This window comes from Candidatus Dactylopiibacterium carminicum, from assembly GCF_014736495.1.
In the GTDB taxonomy this organism is placed as follows: Bacteria; Pseudomonadota; Gammaproteobacteria; order Burkholderiales; family Rhodocyclaceae; genus Uliginosibacterium; species Uliginosibacterium carminicum.
The window spans coordinates 1-17,339 of record NZ_MDUX01000065.1 but is presented as its reverse complement, the minus strand read 5'-3'; the positions used below and the strand labels follow the sequence as shown (position 1 = coordinate 17,339).

16 protein-coding genes and 1 pseudogene are annotated in these 17,339 nt (G+C 59.9%); 2 read left to right on the top strand and 15 right to left on the bottom strand.

Features of this window, described 5'->3' with window-relative positions; genetic code table 11:
• Window positions 1-34: 34 nt before the first annotated feature.
• From BGI27_RS15335 to gyrA, 15 genes and pseudogenes are all read right to left on the bottom strand, one after another.
• Window positions 35-328 (bottom strand): ComEA family DNA-binding protein, encoded by a 294-nt coding sequence (locus BGI27_RS15335; protein WP_095525693.1) that lies wholly within the window; start codon window positions 326-328, stop codon window positions 35-37.
• Window positions 329-385: 57 nt separating this feature from the next.
• The gene (gene rfaD / locus BGI27_RS15330) at window positions 386-1,390 is read right to left on the bottom strand and encodes an ADP-glyceromanno-heptose 6-epimerase (RefSeq protein ID WP_095525692.1); all 1,005 of its coding nucleotides are present in this window, start codon (window positions 1,388-1,390) and stop codon (window positions 386-388) included.
• A 2-nt stretch (window positions 1,391-1,392) separates the two neighbouring features.
• Window positions 1,393-2,334: a D-glycero-beta-D-manno-heptose-7-phosphate kinase gene (rfaE1, locus tag BGI27_RS15325; RefSeq protein ID WP_223871842.1), complete on the bottom strand. Its 942-nt coding sequence runs from the start codon at window positions 2,332-2,334 to the stop codon at window positions 1,393-1,395.
• Between the two features lie 2 nt (window positions 2,335-2,336).
• A complete protein-coding gene (locus BGI27_RS15320; RefSeq protein WP_095525690.1) occupies window positions 2,337-3,659 on the bottom strand; it encodes a UDP-glucose dehydrogenase family protein in 1,323 nt (440 codons plus the stop codon).
• Window positions 3,660-3,699: 40 nt separating this feature from the next.
• Window positions 3,700-4,875 carry a lipopolysaccharide assembly protein LapB gene (gene lapB / locus BGI27_RS15315; RefSeq protein WP_095525689.1) on the bottom strand — a complete coding sequence of 392 codons (1,176 nt, stop codon included), beginning with the start codon at window positions 4,873-4,875 and terminating at the stop codon, window positions 3,700-3,702.
• A gap of 8 nt (window positions 4,876-4,883) precedes the next feature.
• Window positions 4,884-5,186: a LapA family protein gene (locus BGI27_RS15310; protein ID WP_095525688.1), complete on the bottom strand. Its 303-nt coding sequence runs from the start codon at window positions 5,184-5,186 to the stop codon at window positions 4,884-4,886.
• A gap of 82 nt (window positions 5,187-5,268) precedes the next feature.
• Window positions 5,269-5,553 (bottom strand): integration host factor subunit beta, encoded by a 285-nt coding sequence (locus tag BGI27_RS15305; protein WP_095525687.1) that lies wholly within the window; start codon window positions 5,551-5,553, stop codon window positions 5,269-5,271.
• 20 nt (window positions 5,554-5,573) lie between these two features.
• Window positions 5,574-7,259 (bottom strand): 30S ribosomal protein S1, encoded by a 1,686-nt coding sequence (gene rpsA / locus BGI27_RS15300; protein ID WP_095525686.1) that lies wholly within the window; start codon window positions 7,257-7,259, stop codon window positions 5,574-5,576.
• Between the two features lie 87 nt (window positions 7,260-7,346).
• Window positions 7,347-8,018: a (d)CMP kinase gene (gene cmk, locus BGI27_RS15295; RefSeq protein ID WP_095525685.1), complete on the bottom strand. Its 672-nt coding sequence runs from the start codon at window positions 8,016-8,018 to the stop codon at window positions 7,347-7,349.
• On the bottom strand, window positions 8,015-9,739 hold the full coding sequence (argS, locus tag BGI27_RS15290; protein ID WP_095525684.1) for an arginine--tRNA ligase: 1,725 nt from the start codon (window positions 9,737-9,739) through the stop codon (window positions 8,015-8,017). Before argS ends, cmk begins: the two co-directional genes overlap by 4 nt.
• Before the next feature lie 74 nt (window positions 9,740-9,813).
• Window positions 9,814-11,100, bottom strand: a pseudogene (gene aroA, locus BGI27_RS15285) (3-phosphoshikimate 1-carboxyvinyltransferase); the annotation flags it as partial.
• Between the two features lie 28 nt (window positions 11,101-11,128).
• Entirely contained in the window at window positions 11,129-11,998 is an 870-nt protein-coding gene (locus BGI27_RS15280) for a prephenate dehydrogenase (RefSeq protein WP_095525695.1), read from the bottom strand.
• Window positions 11,995-13,095: a histidinol-phosphate transaminase gene (gene hisC / locus BGI27_RS15275; RefSeq protein WP_095525682.1), complete on the bottom strand. Its 1,101-nt coding sequence runs from the start codon at window positions 13,093-13,095 to the stop codon at window positions 11,995-11,997. The genes BGI27_RS15280 and hisC overlap by 4 nt, the downstream gene beginning before the upstream one ends.
• A 16-nt stretch (window positions 13,096-13,111) precedes the next feature.
• Window positions 13,112-14,176 carry a prephenate dehydratase gene (gene pheA / locus BGI27_RS15270; RefSeq protein WP_095525694.1) on the bottom strand — a complete coding sequence of 355 codons (1,065 nt, stop codon included), beginning with the start codon at window positions 14,174-14,176 and terminating at the stop codon, window positions 13,112-13,114.
• A gap of 4 nt (window positions 14,177-14,180) precedes the next feature.
• Window positions 14,181-16,766, bottom strand: coding sequence for a DNA gyrase subunit A (gene gyrA / locus BGI27_RS15265; RefSeq protein WP_095525681.1), 2,586 nt, complete (start codon window positions 16,764-16,766; stop codon window positions 14,181-14,183).
• Window positions 16,767-16,935: 169 nt separating this feature from the next.
• On the opposite strand from gyrA, the gene BGI27_RS15260 reads away from it, so the two are divergent.
• Both BGI27_RS15260 and BGI27_RS15255 read left to right on the top strand, forming a co-directional pair.
• On the top strand, window positions 16,936-17,172 hold the full coding sequence (locus BGI27_RS15260; RefSeq protein ID WP_095525680.1) for a hypothetical protein: 237 nt from the start codon (window positions 16,936-16,938) through the stop codon (window positions 17,170-17,172).
• 60 nt (window positions 17,173-17,232) lie between these two features.
• On the top strand, window positions 17,233-17,339 hold a 107-nt coding region (locus tag BGI27_RS15255), incomplete at its 3' end, for a transposase (protein WP_141239830.1).

Sequence of the window (17,339 nt, the reverse complement as noted above, 5' to 3'; positions counted from 1 at the left end):
TCCGGCTCAGGCGCCCAGTGCTCAGTCACGGGCTTCAAACATCCCAGAGGCCGCTCGGGCTACCCGAGCCGGTCCGAGGCTTAAAGATACAAGGCCGAAGCTTGTCCAGCGTCTTGTCACCGATGCCCTTGACGTTCTTCAGATCATCAATACGCTTGAAGGCACCGTTGGCCTTACGGTAATCGAGGATCGCACGAGCCTTGGCCGGTCCGATATCCGGCAAGGCTTCGAGCTGCTCCTGGGTGGCCGTGTTGATATTGACGGCAGCCAGAGCCAGACCGTTCAGGGCAAAACAAGTGATGCAGGCAAGCAACAGCTTCTTCAGCATGGCAAATCCCCTCCTGATGGGAATGAAAGATTGCGCAAGCCTGCCCGCCTTCTTTGATCACGCTCCCGCGAGCAGGTACTTGCAGTATTTCCCGACGCCGTTGCCAACGTCATGGAAGGCCGCAGTGTAGCCAGCAGCCCGCAGACGCGAGATGTCCGCCTGGGTATAACTCTGGTACTTGCCCTTGAGTATGTCCGGAAACGCAACGTATTCGATCAAGCCCTGTGCAGCCATCTCGACCAGGGTTAGTACAGACTTCCCCTCGTACTCGCGAATGCCATTCACAATGGCATGGGCGACATCATTGAAACTCTGCGCACGGCCCGTGCCAAGGTTGTAGATACCTGATTTTTCGGGATGCTCGAGGAAGAACAGGTTGGCATTGACCACGTCCTCGACATAGATGAAGTCCCGCAGCTGCCCGCCATCGGCATAACCATCGCAGCCAACGAAGAGTTTCACCCGGCCGTCCTTGCGGAACTGGTGGAAGGCGTTGAAGGCCACCGAGGAGCCCGCGCCGGCCTTGTGCGCCTCGCGCGGGCCGTACACGTTGAAGTAACGGAAGCCCACGGCCTGCGCTGTAAGTTCGCTCCAGCGCTTACGCAGCACGCGGTCGAAGAGGATCTTGGAGTAGCCATAGACGTTCAGTGGGCGCTCAAACTCCGGCTCTTCCCTAAAGGTGCTTGAAGCACCATAGGTCGCTGCTGAAGAGGCATACAGCAACGGAACACGTTGCGTGATGCAGAACTCCAGGACATCCACTGTGTAGCGGAAATTGTTGTCCATCATGTATTGGCCATTGTGCTCCATGGTGTTGGAACACGCGCCCTGATGCAGGATGGCCTCGACCGAACCGTTGAAGGCGCCAGCGTTGAGCAACTCGCGAAACTCGTGCTTATCGAGATAGTCGGCGATCTCGCAATCAACGAGGTTGCGGAACTTATCACCCTTGGTCAGGTTGTCCACCGCAATGATGTTCTTGATTCCCCGGGCATTGAGACCGGCCACGATGTTCGAACCGATCATGCCGGCCGCGCCGGTAACGATGTAATAACGGGACATGCTCAGCTCCCCTGCATTTCCTTGAGTGTGACGGTGGCAGTACCGAGTTTTGCCACCACGATGCCCGCAGCATGATTGGATAGCCGCATGGCGTCCACAAGATCGCTCTTTGCCGCCAACATCACCGCCAGCGTGGCGATCACAGTGTCACCCGCGCCAGAAACATCGAACACTTCCTGTGCCCGTGTGCCTTCATGCACGGTGCCTTCCGCACGAAACAGACTCATACCCTCTTCCGAGCGCGTAACCAGCAAGGCTTCGAGCGCCAGCTCGCTGCGCAAGCCCTGGGCGCGTGCGACCAGATCTTCCTCGTTGCGCCATTGTCCGACCACCTGACGCAATTCGGAACGATTTGGCGTAAGCAGACTGGCACCACGATACCTGCTGTAATCGTCTCCCTTGGGGTCGACAAGCACGATCTTGCCTGCTGCGCGGGCCAGATCGATCATTTCCTGCACATGGAGCAATCCACCCTTGCCATAGTCGGAAAGCACTACAACATCATGCTCTGGAAGTAGCGCGCGGAATTCGACAAGCTTGTCGCGCAACACTTCATGCGCAGGTAAATTCTCGAAATCAATGCGCAACAACTGTTGCTGTCGTCCCAGCACCCGCAGCTTGATGGTGGTCGACAGACTCGGATCGCGATGCAAACGGGCATTCACGCCGTCATCCGAAAGAAGTTGCTCCAATGCTGAAGCAGGCTCATCGTTGCCTACAACAGCCAGCAGGCTCACTTTGGCTCCAAGCGCTGCCGCATTGCGAGCAACGTTTGCAGCACCACCGGGGCGTTCCTCGGACCGCTGCACATGAACCACGGGGACCGGTGCCTCGGGAGAGATTCGGCTAACCTCGCCGAACCAGTAGCGATCCAGCATTACATCACCAACCACCAGCACGCGCGCTAAGGTGGTCTCCGGAATGATGGGCAGAGGATTGCTCATGCTCATTTGCGCCCGATCGCCGAATATTCCAGCCCGGCTGCACGCGGCAACGCCGGATCGAACATGTTCCTGCCATCAAACACGACTGGGCTCTTGAGTGTGGCCTTGATCGCGGCAAAGTCCGGACTGCGGAACTCCTTCCACTCGGTCACGATAACCAGTGCATCAGCACCGTCCAGCGCCGCCATCGGGCGATCCGCGTATTTCAGACGCGGCTCGTCACCAAAGATGCGCCCAGCTTCCTCCATGGCAACCGGATCGTACGCTGTGACGGTAGCGCCGCGCTTGAAGAGTTCGGCGATGATCACGCGGCTAGGCGCCTCGCGCATGTCGTCGGTGTTGGGCTTGAAGGCCAGCCCCCAGAGGGCGAAGTGGCGCCCCCGCAGATCCTCGCCGAAGCGGGCAACTACCTTGTCGACGAGCACCTGCTTCTGCGCATCGTTGGCATCTTCCACAGACTGCAGCACCTTGAGGTGTTGTCCGGCATCGGCGGCGGTCTTGATCAGCGCCTTGACGTCCTTGGGAAAACAGGAACCGCCATAGCCACAACCCGCATACAGAAAATGCCAGCCGATGCGCGGATCTGAACCGATCCCCTGACGGACCTGCTCGATATCGGCCCCAAGCTTCTCTGCGAGTACCGCAAGCTCGTTCATGAAGGAAATCCGTGTAGCGAGCATGGCGTTGGCTGCGTACTTGGTCAGCTCCGCCGAGCGCACATCCATGATCACCAACTTTTCATGATTACGCTGGAACGGTGCGTAAAGCGCACGCATCAGGCTGATGGCCTGCTCGTCGTCGGCGCCGACGACGATGCGATCCGGGCGCATAAAATCGTCAACTGCCGCACCTTCCTTGAGAAACTCGGGGTTAGAGACAACACTGTAGGGCACCTCCACGCCGCGCTTGGCCAGTTCCCCGGCGATCGCAGCACGGACCTTGTCAGCCGTCCCCACCGGCACGGTACTCTTGTCGATGACGACCTTATAGTCGTTCATCAGACGGCCGATATTGCGTGCTGCAGCCAAAACATATTGCAAATCGGCAGAGCCATCCTCGTCCGGCGGCGTACCAACCGCAATGAACTGGATGGTCCCGAAGCGCACAGCCTCCTCCACATCGGTAGTGAAATGCAGGCGGCCGGCAGCTACGTTGCGTGCAACCACCTGATCCAGGCCCGGCTCATGAATCGGGATGCCGCCCTCCTTGAGAACACGGATCTTTTCCGGATTTACATCCAAGCACAGAACGTCATTGCCCACTTCTGCAAGACAGGCACCAGAAACCAGACCGACATAACCAGTTCCGACTACGGTGATTTTCATCGTTCAATTTTCCCTGAAGTGAATTGGAGCCGAGGCGGACTCAAACAGCCAGATCGAATTCTTCCGTACGCTTGGGTGGGTAAGTTTCCCAGCCGCCACAAGCGGGGCAGCGCCAATAGAACTGACGTGCCTTGAAGCCGCAGCTCTTACAGCAATAGCGGGCCACGCGGCGGGTATGGCCATGAATCAGCTTTTTGACCAGTTCGATGTCGTCCTTCATGTCACTATCGACGGTACGACTGGCTGCTTCCAGCAGTTTTTCAAGCCCCAGCATGGTGGGATTGCGCTTGAGTTCGTCACGCACCAGCGCATAGGCCGCTTCCGGCCCATTGCGCTCGATTTCCCACTTGAAGACGATCTCCAGCAAATCCAGTGAAGGCGTCTGATACAGATGGGTACGCAGGAACAGTGCGCCCTTCTCCTCATGCCCCAGGCGACGATGGGCATCCATCAGACGATCCGCCACCAATGACAGATACGCCGGATCCTGGTCGCCAATGGCTTGCCAGGCATCCACTGCCTCAGCATCGCGCTTCAGCGCTACAAACACATCGCCACGCAACAGATTGGCCCGCACGCTCGTACGATTGGTCGCCAATGCTTCTTCAAGCAAACCGAGTGCACGGTTGAACTCGGAATGGGCCAGCGCTGTGGTCGCCATCTCGCAATAGAAATTGGCAATATCGACCTCCCAACGATGGCTGCCACGCCGCGGCATGTCTCGCGCGATCTCGATGGCCCGCTGCCAGTTCTTCTCCTGCTGATAGATTTCCAGCAAGGCATCATTGGCAGCTTCGTTGTGCGAAGTACCGCGTAATTTCAGATACACATCTTCAGCACGGTCAAGCAGACCTGCCTTGAGATAATCCTCACCCAATTCCTGTAATGCCTGCAGACCCTGGACGTCATCCAGATCCTCGCGATCGACCAGACTCTGATGGATGCGGATCGCACGATCCAGCTCGCCACGACGCCGGAAAAGATTACCCAGCGCGAAATGCAGCTCTACAGTTTGCGGATCGATGCGCACAGCTTCCAGAAACGCATCGATAGCTTTGTCTGGCTGTTCCTTGAGCAGGAAATTCAGCCCGGAAAGATAGGAGCGCGGAAGGCTGCGCGATTCGCGCACCAAATGCCGGATGTCGATACGTGCGGCGAGCCAGCCCAGGCCAAAAAACAACGGCCAGCTCAAGAGCCACCAGAGTTGAAATTCCATGGATGTACTCAGACGGATTCAGTGAGGTCGCCGGCGTCGCCGACGGAGGAGCGCACGGGAGCTGCGCCCGGAACGGAAACCTGACGCCTCAGACGGCGCAGTTCGCGATGCAGGCTCAACATGCTGGCTGCGATCGCAGTGGCGCCGAGCAGCACACCCAGCGCAAACGAAACCAGAATCACCACGACCAGCGGCGTCTGCCATGCTCCCCCAAAGAAGGCATGCACGGTGACAAGGCCGTCGTTCTTGATGGCAAAGCCCAGCAACAGCAGGAAGATCGCTGCGCGCAGCAGCCAGATGATGGTTTGCATGGGGTGTGATTATCCTTCAGGCACGTACAAAAAAGAAAGCAGCCCGAAGGCTGCTTTCTTCATACCTAAGCCAGGCAACGCATCAATCCTCGCGATCCACGCGCTCTCGCAATTCCTTGCCTGCCTTGAAGTGCGGGACGTACTTCTCCGGCACCATCACCTTTTCGCCCGACTTGGGGTTACGCCCCACGCGCGGCGGCCGGTAATTGAGCCCGAAACTGCCGAATCCGCGGATTTCGATGCGTTGGCCACGTGCCAAGCACGCAGCCATCTCATCGAGGATCACCTTCACCGCGAAATCAGAGTCCTTCGCACCAAGCTGAGGAAAGCGATCAGTCAAACGCTCGATCAATTCAGACTTGGTCATGTTGTCAGGCACGGCAATACTTACTGCTGAGCGCTGTTGAGCTTGGCCTTGAGCAGCGCGCCGAGGTTGGTGGTACCAGCGGAGCCGGTATCAGCAGCAAACTTCTGCATGGCTTCGTTCTGTTCAGCCTGGTCCTTGGCCTTGATCGACAGGTTGATCGAGCGCGACTTGCGATCAACGTTGATGATCATGGCTTCGACTTCGTCACCGACCTTCAGCACGGTGGAAAGATCTTCCACGCGGTCACGGGAGAACTCGGAAACGCGCAGGTAACCTTCCTGATCACCACCGAGGTCGACCACGGCACCACGGGCATCCACCGACTTGACCGAGCCCTTGACCAGACTGTTCTTGTCATGGGTAGCCACGAAGGAGGTGAAGGGATCCCCATCCAGCTGCTTGACACCCAGCGAGATACGTTCCTTTTCGATATCGATGGCCAGCACCACAGCTTCCAGCTCATCACCCTTCTTGAAGTTGCGGATGGCCTCTTCGCCCGGCAGGCTCCAGGACAGATCGGACAGGTGCACCAGACCATCGATGCCACCAGGCAGGCCGATGAATACGCCGAAGTCGGTGATCGACTTGATGGCGCCGCGTACGCGATCGCCCTTCTTGTGATTCTGACCGAACTCGTCCCACGGATTGGCCTGGCACTGCTTCATGCCCAGGGAGATACGGCGACGCTCTTCGTCGATTTCCAGGATCATCACCTCGACTTCGTCGCCCAGCTGGACAACCTTGGTCGGGTGAATGTTCTTGTTGGTCCAGTCCATTTCGGACACGTGCACCAGACCTTCGATACCTTGTTCAACTTCAACGAATGCGCCGTAGTCGGTAATGTTGGTGACCTTGCCGAACAGGCGGGTGCCTTGCGGGTAACGACGGGAGATGCCGACCCACGGATCTTCGCCCAGTTGCTTCATGCCCAGGGAGACGCGATTCTTCTCTTGGTCGAACTTCAGCACTTTGGCGGTAACTTCGTCACCCACGGCCAGCACTTCGGACGGATGACGCACACGACGCCATGCCAGGTCGGTGATGTGCAGCAGGCCATCGATACCACCCAGGTCGACGAATGCGCCGTAGTCGGTAATGTTCTTGACGATACCCTTGACCACGGTACCTTCCTGCAGCGTGGCGAGCAGCTTTTCGCGCTCTTCGCCCATGGTCACTTCAAGCACGGCACGGCGCGACACGACGACGTTGTTACGCTTGCGGTCGAGCTTGATGACCTTGAATTGGAATTCCTTGCCTTCGTACGGCGTGGTGTCCTTCACGGGACGCATGTCAACCAGCGAGCCCGGCAGGAATGCGCGGATGCCGTTGGTCATGACAGTCAGACCACCCTTGACCTTGCCGGTCACAACGCCCTTGACCAGTTCGCCATCGTTGAGCGCCTTGTCGAGGAAGTTCCACGCCGCGATGCGCTTGGCCTTGTCGCGCGACAGACGGGTTTCGCCGTAACCGTCTTCCAGGGTTTCGATTGCCACCTGGACGTAGTCGCCCGGAGTGGCTTCAACTTCGCCGCGATCATTGCGAAACTCGTCGAGGGGGATGTAGCTCTCGGATTTCAGACCGGCGTTCACGACCACGAAATTCTGGTCGATACGCACGACCTCAGCCGTGATAACTTCACCAGCACGCATTTCCTGGCGATTGAGGCTTTCTTCGAAGAGCGCGGCAAAACTTTCGGTGTTGGACATAAAGGACTCGGTGCCGTGGGGAACGGCGGGTTAGGGATGAACGACAACCAGCGTCTGCCCACCCTCGTGGGCAAGATCAGCCGGGACTCAGACCGACGCGATGAGACCGCAACTTGAGGCGAGCACCAGAATCTGGCGGATCACCTCTTCGATGGAAAGCGCGGTGGAATCAAGCACGACGGCATCCTCGCAGGGCTTCAAGGGCGCCACAGCACGCGCAGAGTCGCGCGCATCACGGGCCTGGATGTCCTGTAGAAGACTAGTGATATTAGCAGGCAATCCCTTTTCGATCAACTGCTTATAGCGCCGCTCCGCACGCGCCTCGGCACTTGCGGTCAGGAATATCTTGAGTGCGGCGTCAGGAAACACGACAGAACCCATGTCGCGCCCGTCGGCCACCAGACCTGGCACCTGCCGGAATGCCTGCTGACGGGCCAGCAACGCCTCTCGCACGGCAGGTAGAACCGCCAGCCGCGAAGCAGCATTGCCCGTTTCCTCACGGCGAAGCTCCAGCGAAACATCCTCACCGTCGAGCAGAATACTTTCGCCGACAAAGCGGGCATCCAGCGTAGAGGCCAGTTCTGCAAGCTCGGCTTCGTCTTCTAGTGCGATGCCACGTCGCAGGGCTGCCAGCGCCAGCAGACGGTAGATGGCCCCCGAATCCAGGTAATGCCAGCCCAGGTGCTCCGCAATCCGGCCCGCAACAGTTCCCTTGCCCGATGCGGTCGGGCCATCAATGGCGATGATCGGCGCGCTCACATGGCCTCCAGCACATCGATGCCGAGCAGATCCAGACCTGTGTGCAGGGTGTCTGCCGTCAGCCGGCACAGACGCAGGCGGCTGTCGCGCAACGCGCCCTCACTCTTGAGCACCGGGCAGGCTTCGTAGAAACGCATGAACTGACCGGCCAACTCATAAAGGTACGCACAGAGGAAATGCGGCATGGTTTCACGCGACACCGCCTGCAACGCCTCGGCAAAGCGCGCCAGCGCCAGCGCCAGTTGCCGTTCGGCCTCCTCCATCAGCACGATGGGGGCTTGCTCATTCCAGCCTTCAGCGCGACGGAAAACCCCTGCGATGCGCGTATAGGCGTATTGCAGATAGGGCGCGGTATTGCCCTCGAAGGCCAGCATCGAATCCCAACTGAAGACGTAATCGCTGTTGCGGTTCTTGGAAAGGTCTGCGTACTTCACCGCGCCGATACCAACGGCACGCGCGATCTTGTGACGCTCGACCTCGGCCATATCCGGATTCTTTTCGCTGACCAACGCAAACGCCCGCAATTCAGCCTCTTCCAGCAACTCGGCCAGCTTCACGGTACCGCCACTACGCGTCTTGAAAGGCTTGCCATCGTCGCCCAGCATCACGCCGAAGCCGACATGCTCCAGACTCATGGCGGCGGATGCATACCCGGCCTTTCGGCTCAGCGTGAACATCTGCTGGAAATGCAGGCTCTGGCGCGCATCCACCACATAAAGAACGCGATCCGCCTTGAGCTTGCCCGTGCGGTAACGCACGGCGGCCAGGTCAGTGGTGGAATACAGATAACCGCCATCTTGCTTCTGCACGATATAGGCCTGCGGCTGGCCTTCCTTGTTCTTGAATTCATCCAGGAAGACGACCTGCGCGCCTTCGCTCTCGACGGCCAGGCCCTTGGCTTGCAGATCGGCCACCACGGCGGGCAGATCATCGTTGTAGGCACTCTCGCCGCGTACGTCCTCGCGCCTGAGGCCTACGCCAAGCTTTTCATAGACGGCTTCACAGTGATGCAGCGAGATATCGAGGAACTTGCGCCACAGGGCGTTCACCTGAGCATCACCACCCTGCAGCTTGACCACATATTCACGGGCACGCGTGGCGAAAGCGGGATCTTCATCGAAACGCAGCTTGGCGCGGCGGTAAAAATCCTCCAGGTCGTTCAGCGCCAGCGCCGCCTCGCCGCCTTGTTCCGCCTCGATCAGATAGGCGGTGAGCATTCCGAACTGGGTACCCCAGTCGCCGACATGGTTCTGCGCAACCACCTCATGGCCAAGGAAACGCAGCACGCGCGCCAGTGCATCGCCAATGATGGTCGAGCGCAGATGGCCGACGTGCATCTCCTTGGCCAGATTCGGCGACGAGTAATCGACCACCACGCGCTGTGCGACCGGTTGTGGCACCCCAAGGCGAGACTCAGCCAACGCGTCGCCTGCCAGGCTCGCCAAAAACGCTGGAGCCAGCGTGATGTTGATGAAACCCGGCCCGGCAATCTCCACTTTGCTGGCAATACCTGCCAGATCGAGATGCTCAAGTACCGTAATCGCCAGTTGGCGTGGGTTCATCTTGCGTGCTTTGGCCGCGCCCATGACGCCATTGGCCTGGTAATCGCCGAATTCGGGGCGCCCAGCCGGCGCCACCACGGCTGGTGCACCTTCGCAGCCAGCTGCTGCCAGCGCAGCGCAGACGCGGGCATCGAGGAGTTCAATCAGAGTCTGTTGCATGAAAACCTTCGGAGCAATTCATGGATAGGGTGCGCACGGCGCACCGCTGGGATTGGTGCGCCGTGCGCACCCTACTTCGTCACACTCGAAAACACCTCGAAGTATTCCGGGAACGTCTTGGCCGTACATTTCGGATCATGGATCCGTACCGGCACACCACCCAACGCAGCAAGCGAAAAACACATCGCCATGCGATGGTCATCATAGGTATCAATGGCGGCATTCGTCGTAAGGCTTGGTGGCGGGGTCACGCGAAGCCAGTCTTCGCCCTCTTCCACGGTCGCACCAAGCTTGCGTAGCTCGGTCGCCATGGCAGCGATGCGATCAGTTTCCTTGACGCGCCAACTACCGATGTTGGTCAGCCGGCTGGCTCCGTCACAGAACAGCGCCGCCACGGCCAACGTCATCGCTGCATCGGGAATGTGGTTGAAATCCATGTCGAACGCACGCAGGCTGCCGGACGCCGACGCTCTGGCCTCGATCCAGTTTTCACCTATCTCGATCTGCGCACCGATCTTCTCCAGTGCCTGTGCAAAAGCCACATCGCCCTGAATGCTGTTGCGCCCCACGCCTTCCACTCGAACCGGCCCACCGCCGATGGCCCCAGCCGCCAAAAAATAGGACGCCGACGAAGCATCCCCTTCGACATACAGCGTTCCCGGCGAAACGTAGTGTTGGCCCCCCGGAATCACGAACCGCTGCCAACCTTCACGCTGAACCGTGACACCGAACTGCGCCATCAGACGCAACGTAATCTCGATGTAAGGCTTGGAAATCAGCTCGCCGACGACTTCTACCGCAGTCTCCACGCCAGTAGTCGGCAAAGCCATCAACAAAGCGGTAAGAAACTGGCTGGAGACATTGCCGCGGATCTTCACCACGCCACCGGCCTGGATGCGTGCCGGACGGATCTGCAGCGGTGGGAAGCCTTCGTTGCCCAGGTATTCGATATCGGCGCCGATCTGGCGCAAGCCGTCGACCAGATCGCCGATGGGCCGCTCATGCATGCGTGGCACACCATGCAGCTTGTACGCCCCTCCAGCCAGCGCCAGCGCAGCCGTGAGCGGCCGGAAGGCCGTCCCGGCATTTCCCAGAAAGAGATCCGCAGACTTGTTGGAGAAACCTGCAGCCCCCCCCCTGACGCGATAGTCCCTGTCGCCAATCTTGCTGATCGACACCCCTAGCGTGCCAAGCGCCTCCAGCATGCGATCAGTATCGTCGGAGGCCAGCAAATCCCGGATTTCCGTCTCACCCTCGGCTAAAGCTGCCAGCAGCAGGGTGCGGTTCGAGATGCTTTTCGAGCCGGGCAGACGCACCGTGCCGGAAGCGGAAGAAAGCGGAGGAAGATCGAGAAAATCCATAAGGTCGTTCAGCGCACGAAAAGAATGTTTACTGGTTTGCACCCCAGGCATTGCGCGCCTGACTGGCTTGTGTGAACAGCCGCTCCAGTGCTGCAGCGTCTCCCTGGATCAACAAGGCCCGCAACCACGCCAGCTCCGAAAGATAGGTATCGAGTTCGGCCAGCAATGCCTGACGATTGGACATGCAGATGTCGCGCCACATCTCTGGATGGCTGCCGGCAATACGCGTGAAATCGCGGAAGCCGGATGCTGCGAAACCGAACAATTGCTCGGCATTGTCCCGCGCCTGAATCTCGTGCACCAGGCCAAAGGCCAACAGATGCGGCAGGTGGCTCACAGCCGCAAACACACGATCATGATCCTGCGGGTGCATCTCCGAAATTCGCGCGCCACAGGCCTCCCAGGCCGCACGCACGCGCGCCACGGCAGCAGGATCGCTTTCCGGCAAAGGCGTAAGTACCACGCGCTTGCCTTGGTAAAGATCCGCAAAAGCCGCTGTCGGCCCACTCTTCTCGGCACCGGCAATCGGATGCGCCGGCACCACTGTCGCCAAGCGATGCTGGAGATTCTCATAAACCGCTGCGAACACGTCACCTTTGGTGCTGCCGGCATCGGTCACCAGCGTCTGTGGCTCCAGATGAGGTGCCGCAGCTTTCATGACGCTGTCCATCTGCCCCACCGGCATGGCCAACAGCAACAGATCAGCCCCCTTGAGCGCCACGGCCCAGTCGGTCGCAATCTCGTCGATGAGCCCTAGCGAGCGCGCCTCTTCCAGCGTCGCCGCGCTGCGCCCCACGCCGACCACAGTCTGCACCAGCCCTGCTTTCTTCAGAGCCAGCGCGAAAGAGCCGCCAATCAGCCCCACGCCACAGATGACGATACGTGCAAACATGCTCAGCCTTTCAGCGCCACGGCCAACGCTTCGAGGAAACGCGTGTTCTCGGCGGACAGGCCGATGCTTACGCGCAGCCACTCAGGCATACCATAACTGGAGAGAGGACGCACGATCACGCCCTGTTGCAGGAGGCTGCGATTCACGGCAGCGGCATCCCCCACGCGAAAACTGATGAAATTCGCCTGCGATGGAATGCTTTCCAGATTCAATTCACGCAGCCCCGACAGGATCTGCGCCATACCGGCCCGGTTGAGTTCGTGGCTGCGGCGCACGAACTCTTCATCCTCCAGCGCCGCGGCTGCGGCCGCCTGAGCCAAGCTATTGACGTTGAAAGGTTGGCGCACACGATCCAGCAGATCCACCACGGCCGGCGAACCAACTGCGTAGCCAACGCGCAGTCCCGCCAGACCATGAATCTTGGACATCGTGCGGACAACCAGCAGATTCTGAAATTGCGCCAGCCAGCTCAGGCTGTCGTAACGCAGCGCCGGCGGCAGATATTCGTTGTAGGCCTCATCCAGCACCACCAGCACATGTGCCGGCATGCGCATCAGGAACGCTTCGAGCAGATGCGCGGGCAGAAAACTGCCGGTCGGGTTGTTGGGGTTGGCGATGAACACCACCCGGGTATCCGTCGTGATGGCGTCTGCCATGGCAGCCAGATCATGCCCCCAGGCACGTGCCGGTACTTCGATACCTCTCGCGCCAACCGCCTTCACTGCCAGTGCGTATACGGCGAAGGCGTACTGCGCATAGACGGCACTTGTCTCCGGACCGAGAAACGTGCGTGCAACCAGCTCCAGAATATCGTTGGAACCATTGCCCAACAGCAGTGAAGCCTGCTCGACGCCGAGCCGCGTTGCCAACACCTGTTTGAGTTCAAAACCACTGCCATCGGGATAGCGTGCAGAATCCTCGAGCGCGGCCGCGACTGCCGCACGCGCACGTGGACTCATACCCGACGGATTCTCGTTGGAAGCCAGCTTGACGATGCCCGCTGCATCCAGCCCGAGTTCGCGCGCCAGCTCACCAACCGGCTTACCCGGCACATAGGGCGAGATGGCGCGGATGTGGGCGGGCGCGCGCTGCACGACGCTCATGGCATGCACTCCGGGTTCAGATCGCGGCGACGGGATAGGAGCCCAGCACCTTGACGAAGGCCGCGCGTTCATTAAGCGCGGCCAGCGCCGCAGCCACGGCCGGATCCTGGCGGTGCCCCTCGATATCGACGTAGAACACGTACTCCCACAGACCGGTACGCGAAGGCCGGGATTCGAGCTTGGTCATGCTTACACCTTGCTCGGAAAACGGCTGCAACAGCCCGAATACTGCCCCTGGGCGGTTCGGTGCCGAACATACCAGCGAAGTCTTGTCGCGCCCCGACGGGCCAGCATCATGACGGCCGACCACCAGGAAACGGGTGGTGTTGTTCGGATCGTCCTCAATGTTGGAAAACAGCACCGGCAGGTCATAGAGTTGCGCGGCACGCTCACCTGCAATGGCTGCGGCCTCCACGTCTTCCGAAGCCAGCCGTGCCGCTTCCGCGTTGCTGGAGACAGGCAGACGCTCGATGCCCTGGGCATGATGAGCCAGCCAGTCAGCGCATTGCCCGAGCGATTGCGAATGTGAGTAGATACGCTTGATGTCCGCCAGGCTGGTGGCACGCGTCATCAGGTTCTGGCGGATGCGCAGACTGACCTCGCCACAGACGGAGACATTGGCCGATAACAGCAGATCCAGCGAACGACTGACAGCGCCCTCGGTGGAGTTCTCCACCGGCACCACGCCGTATTCGACGGCACCGGCTTCGACGGCATGGAAGATCTCTTCGATGGTCGCCAACGGCAGAAGCGCAGGCGAGCCGCCGAAATGCTTGCCTGCAGCTTCTTCGGTAAAAGTGCCGCGCGGCCCCAGGTGCGCAACCTTCAAAGGCTGCTCAAGCCCGAGGCACCAGGACATGATTTCACGGAAGATTCGCTGTACCGCCTCGTCAGAAAGCGGACCGGTATTTCGCTCGGCGATGCTGCGCAGTACTTGTGCCTCACGCTCCGGACGATACAACGGACCACGCTTGACTTCTCCCACACGCTGCGCACAGCGCGCGCGCGCGGCGAGACGCTCAAGGATCTCGCCGTCCAGTCGGTCGATCTCGCTACGCAGTTTCAGCAGCTCATCGGCCAGCGCGTCACTCATCAGCCCCCTCCGCTTGTCCTTCGGCGGAAGCGTCGCCATTCTCTTCATCGGTTTCGACGATCTTCTCAATCGAAGACAGCTTGGCGCCTTCGTCGAGGTTGATCAGCGTCACGCCCTGCGTGGAGCGGCCCAGTTCGCGAATGTCGGCCACCGGCGTGCGGATCAGCACGCCGTTATCGGCGATCAGCATCACATGATCGGTGGGGTCGACCAGCACGGCCGCCACCAGCTTGCCGTTACGCTCGGAAGCCTGGATCGCGATCATGCCCTTGGTGCCGCGGCCATGCAGTGTGTATTCACCGATCGGCGTGCGTTTGCCGTAGCCGTTTTCGGTTGCGGTGAGCACACTCTGCGTCTCGTCGTGCGCTACCAGCATGGACAGCACCTGCTGCCCATCCTCGATCATCATGCCGCGCACACCGCGCGCGGTGCGGCCCATCGGGCGCACATCCTTCTCGTCGAAACGCACGGCCTTGCCGGCGTCCGACAGCAGCATCACGTTGCAATCGCCGTCGGTGATGTCCGAACCGATCAGGTAATCGCCATCGTCCAGCCCCACTGCGATGATGCCGGCCTTGCGCGGATTGGCGAAATCAGTAAGCGGCGTCTTCTTCACGGTGCCCTGCGCAGTCGCCATGAAGATGAAATGCCCTTCGTCGAACTCCTTGACTGGCAGCACGGCAGTGATCTTCTCACCCTCGATCAGCGGGAAGAGATTCACGATGGGCTTGCCGCGCGAGTTGCGGTTGCCCTCCGGCACTTCATAGACCTTGAGCCAGTAGAGGCGGCCACGATTGGAGAAGCACAGGATGAAGTCGTGCGTATTGGCGACGAAGAGCTGGTCGATCCAGTCGTCTTCCTTCGTCGCCGCGGCCTGCTTGCCGCGCCCGCCACGCTTCTGCGCGCGGTAGTCGGCCAGCGGCTGGCGCTTGAAATAGCCGGTGTGCGAGAGCGTGACCACCATGTCTTCCTGGGCGATCAGGTCCTCGATATTGATGTCGGCCGTATGCAGCACGATCTCGGACTTGCGCGGATCGCCGAATTGCTCGCGGATCGCGCGCAGCTCGGTATCGATGATCGCGGTGATGCGCGCCGGTTTGGCCAGGATGTCCAGCAGGTCGGCGATCTCGGCCATCACGTCGCGGTATTCGCCGACTATCTTGTCCTGCTCCATATTGGTCAGGCGCTGCAGCTGCATCTCCAGGATGCGCTGGGCCTGCACCTCGGAGAGGCGATAGCCCTGGGCAGACAAACCGAATTCTGTGGCCAGCCCCTCAGGACGATAGTCGTCGGACATGGCACGAGAGAGCATCTCCTCGACCAGTGACGAACGCCAGATGCGCCCCATCAGCTCGATCTTGGCATCCGCGGGTGTCGGCGCAGCCTTGATCAACGCGATGATCTCATCCACGTTGGAAAGCGCGACGGCCAACCCTTCGAGGATGTGTCCGCGTTCACGCGCCTTGCGCAATTCAAAGATGGTGCGCCGCGTGACCACCTCGCGTCGGTGTGCGAGGAAGCACTCCAGCATCTGCTTGAGGTTCAGCAGACGCGGCTTGCCATCGACCAACGCCACCATGTTCATGCCGAAGGTGTCCTGCAGCTGCGTGAGCTTGAACAGGTTATTGAGCACCACCTCGGCCACTTCGCCGCGCTTGAGTTCGATCACGATGCGCATGCCGGACTTGTCCGACTCGTCACGCAGGTCGGAAATGCCCTCGACGCGCTTCTCGTTGACCAGCTCTGCAATCTTTTCGAGCAGGGTCTTCTTGTTAACCTGATAGGGAATCTCGTCGACGATGATTGCCTGACGGTTCCCCTTCTCCAGATCTTCGAAATGCGTACGCGCACGCATGATCACGCGGCCGCGGCCGGTGCGATAGCCTTCATGCACGCCATGCAGGCCGTAGATCAAACCAGCGGTGGGAAAATCGGGGGCCTGCACGATGCGGATCAACTCTTCGATATCCGCCTCGGGATTGGCCAGCAGGGTCAGGCAGGCCTCGATCACCTCGGAGAGGTTGTGTGGCGGGATGTTGGTGGCCATCCCCACCGCGATACCGGCCGAACAGTTGACCAGCAGATTGGGCAGTCGGGTGGGCAGGACGGTCGGCTCCAGCTCCTTGCCATCGTAGTTGGGCTGAAAGTCGATGGTTTCCTTGTCGATATCAGCCAGCAGATCATTGGCGATCCTGTCCAGACGGCACTCGGTGTAACGCATCGCAGCCGCCGCGTCGCCGTCAATCGAGCCAAAGTTGCCCTGCCCGTCCACCAGGGTATAGCGCAGCGAAAAATCCTGCGCCATGCGCACCAAGGTGTCATAGATCGCCGAGTCACCGTGCGGGTGATACTTACCCATCACGTCGCCGACCACGCGTGCGCACTTCACATAGGGCCGATTCCAGGCATTGTTGGCCTCGTGCATGGCATACAGCACACGACGATGGACCGGCTTGAGGCCGTCACGCGCATCAGGCAGCGCCCGCCCAACGATCACGCTCATGGCGTAATCCAGATAGGAGTGGCGCATTTCTTCTTCTAGACTGATCGGCAGCGTTTCCTTGGCAAACGAATTCATAGGCGCTTGTGTAAGGTCCGGTTAGCGAGCCCCCAGCATCAACCTGCGGGGCCAGACCAGCCCGGAGCTTTCCCGGACCAGCCTGATGAGCTGCTCAAAAATAAGTCGGTAATTGTAACACGCCGCCCATTCCCGCCTCCTGCCACCCACAGTTTGCGAAGGCCTGCCCATGACCGCCCGACTTCCTGCCGATCTGATCATCGAGGCCCGCTGGATCGTACCCGTGGAACCAGCCGGGCTCGTCCTCGAACACCACGCAATCGTGATCGGAGACGGACTCATCCTGGCGCTGCTGCCAACAGAACAAGCCCGCCAGCACTACGTCGCCCATGAGATCTGCGATCTGCCGGAGCACGTACTGATCCCTGGCCTGGTGAATGCCAATGTCCAGGCAGCATCCATCTGAATCGCCCCCGGTTCACTAGACACTTCGAAGCCTTAAGCTGGCAACCAAGTGGAGGTGTCTATGAGTAGCAAGCGATACACGGAAGAGTTCAAGATTGAAGCGGTCAAGCAAGTGACCGATCGCGGACATAGCGTTGCGGACGTTGCCGGGCGACTGGATGTGAGCAT

Excerpts from the sequence above, each read along its gene's own strand:
- BGI27_RS15335 (WP_095525693.1), bottom strand. The coding sequence starts at position 328 with ATGCTGAAGAAGCTGTTGCTTGCCTGCATCACTTGTTTTGCCCTGAAC.
- rfaD (WP_095525692.1), bottom strand. The coding sequence starts at position 1,390 with ATGTCCCGTTATTACATCGTTACCGGCGCGGCCGGCATGATCGGTTCG.
- rfaE1 (WP_223871842.1), bottom strand. The coding sequence starts at position 2,334 with ATGAGCAATCCTCTGCCCATCATTCCGGAGACCACCTTAGCGCGCGTG.
- BGI27_RS15320 (WP_095525690.1), bottom strand. The coding sequence starts at position 3,659 with ATGAAAATCACCGTAGTCGGAACTGGTTATGTCGGTCTGGTTTCTGGT.
- lapB (WP_095525689.1), bottom strand. The coding sequence starts at position 4,875 with ATGGAATTTCAACTCTGGTGGCTCTTGAGCTGGCCGTTGTTTTTTGGC.
- BGI27_RS15310 (WP_095525688.1), bottom strand. The coding sequence starts at position 5,186 with ATGCAAACCATCATCTGGCTGCTGCGCGCAGCGATCTTCCTGCTGTTG.
- BGI27_RS15305 (WP_095525687.1), bottom strand. The coding sequence starts at position 5,553 with ATGACCAAGTCTGAATTGATCGAGCGTTTGACTGATCGCTTTCCTCAG.
- rpsA (WP_095525686.1), bottom strand. The coding sequence starts at position 7,259 with ATGTCCAACACCGAAAGTTTTGCCGCGCTCTTCGAAGAAAGCCTCAAT.
- argS (WP_095525684.1), bottom strand. The coding sequence starts at position 9,739 with ATGCAACAGACTCTGATTGAACTCCTCGATGCCCGCGTCTGCGCTGCG.
- hisC (WP_095525682.1), bottom strand. The coding sequence starts at position 13,095 with ATGAGCGTCGTGCAGCGCGCGCCCGCCCACATCCGCGCCATCTCGCCC.
- gyrA (WP_095525681.1), bottom strand. The coding sequence starts at position 16,766 with ATGAATTCGTTTGCCAAGGAAACGCTGCCGATCAGTCTAGAAGAAGAA.
- BGI27_RS15260 (WP_095525680.1), top strand. The coding sequence starts at position 16,936 with ATGACCGCCCGACTTCCTGCCGATCTGATCATCGAGGCCCGCTGGATC.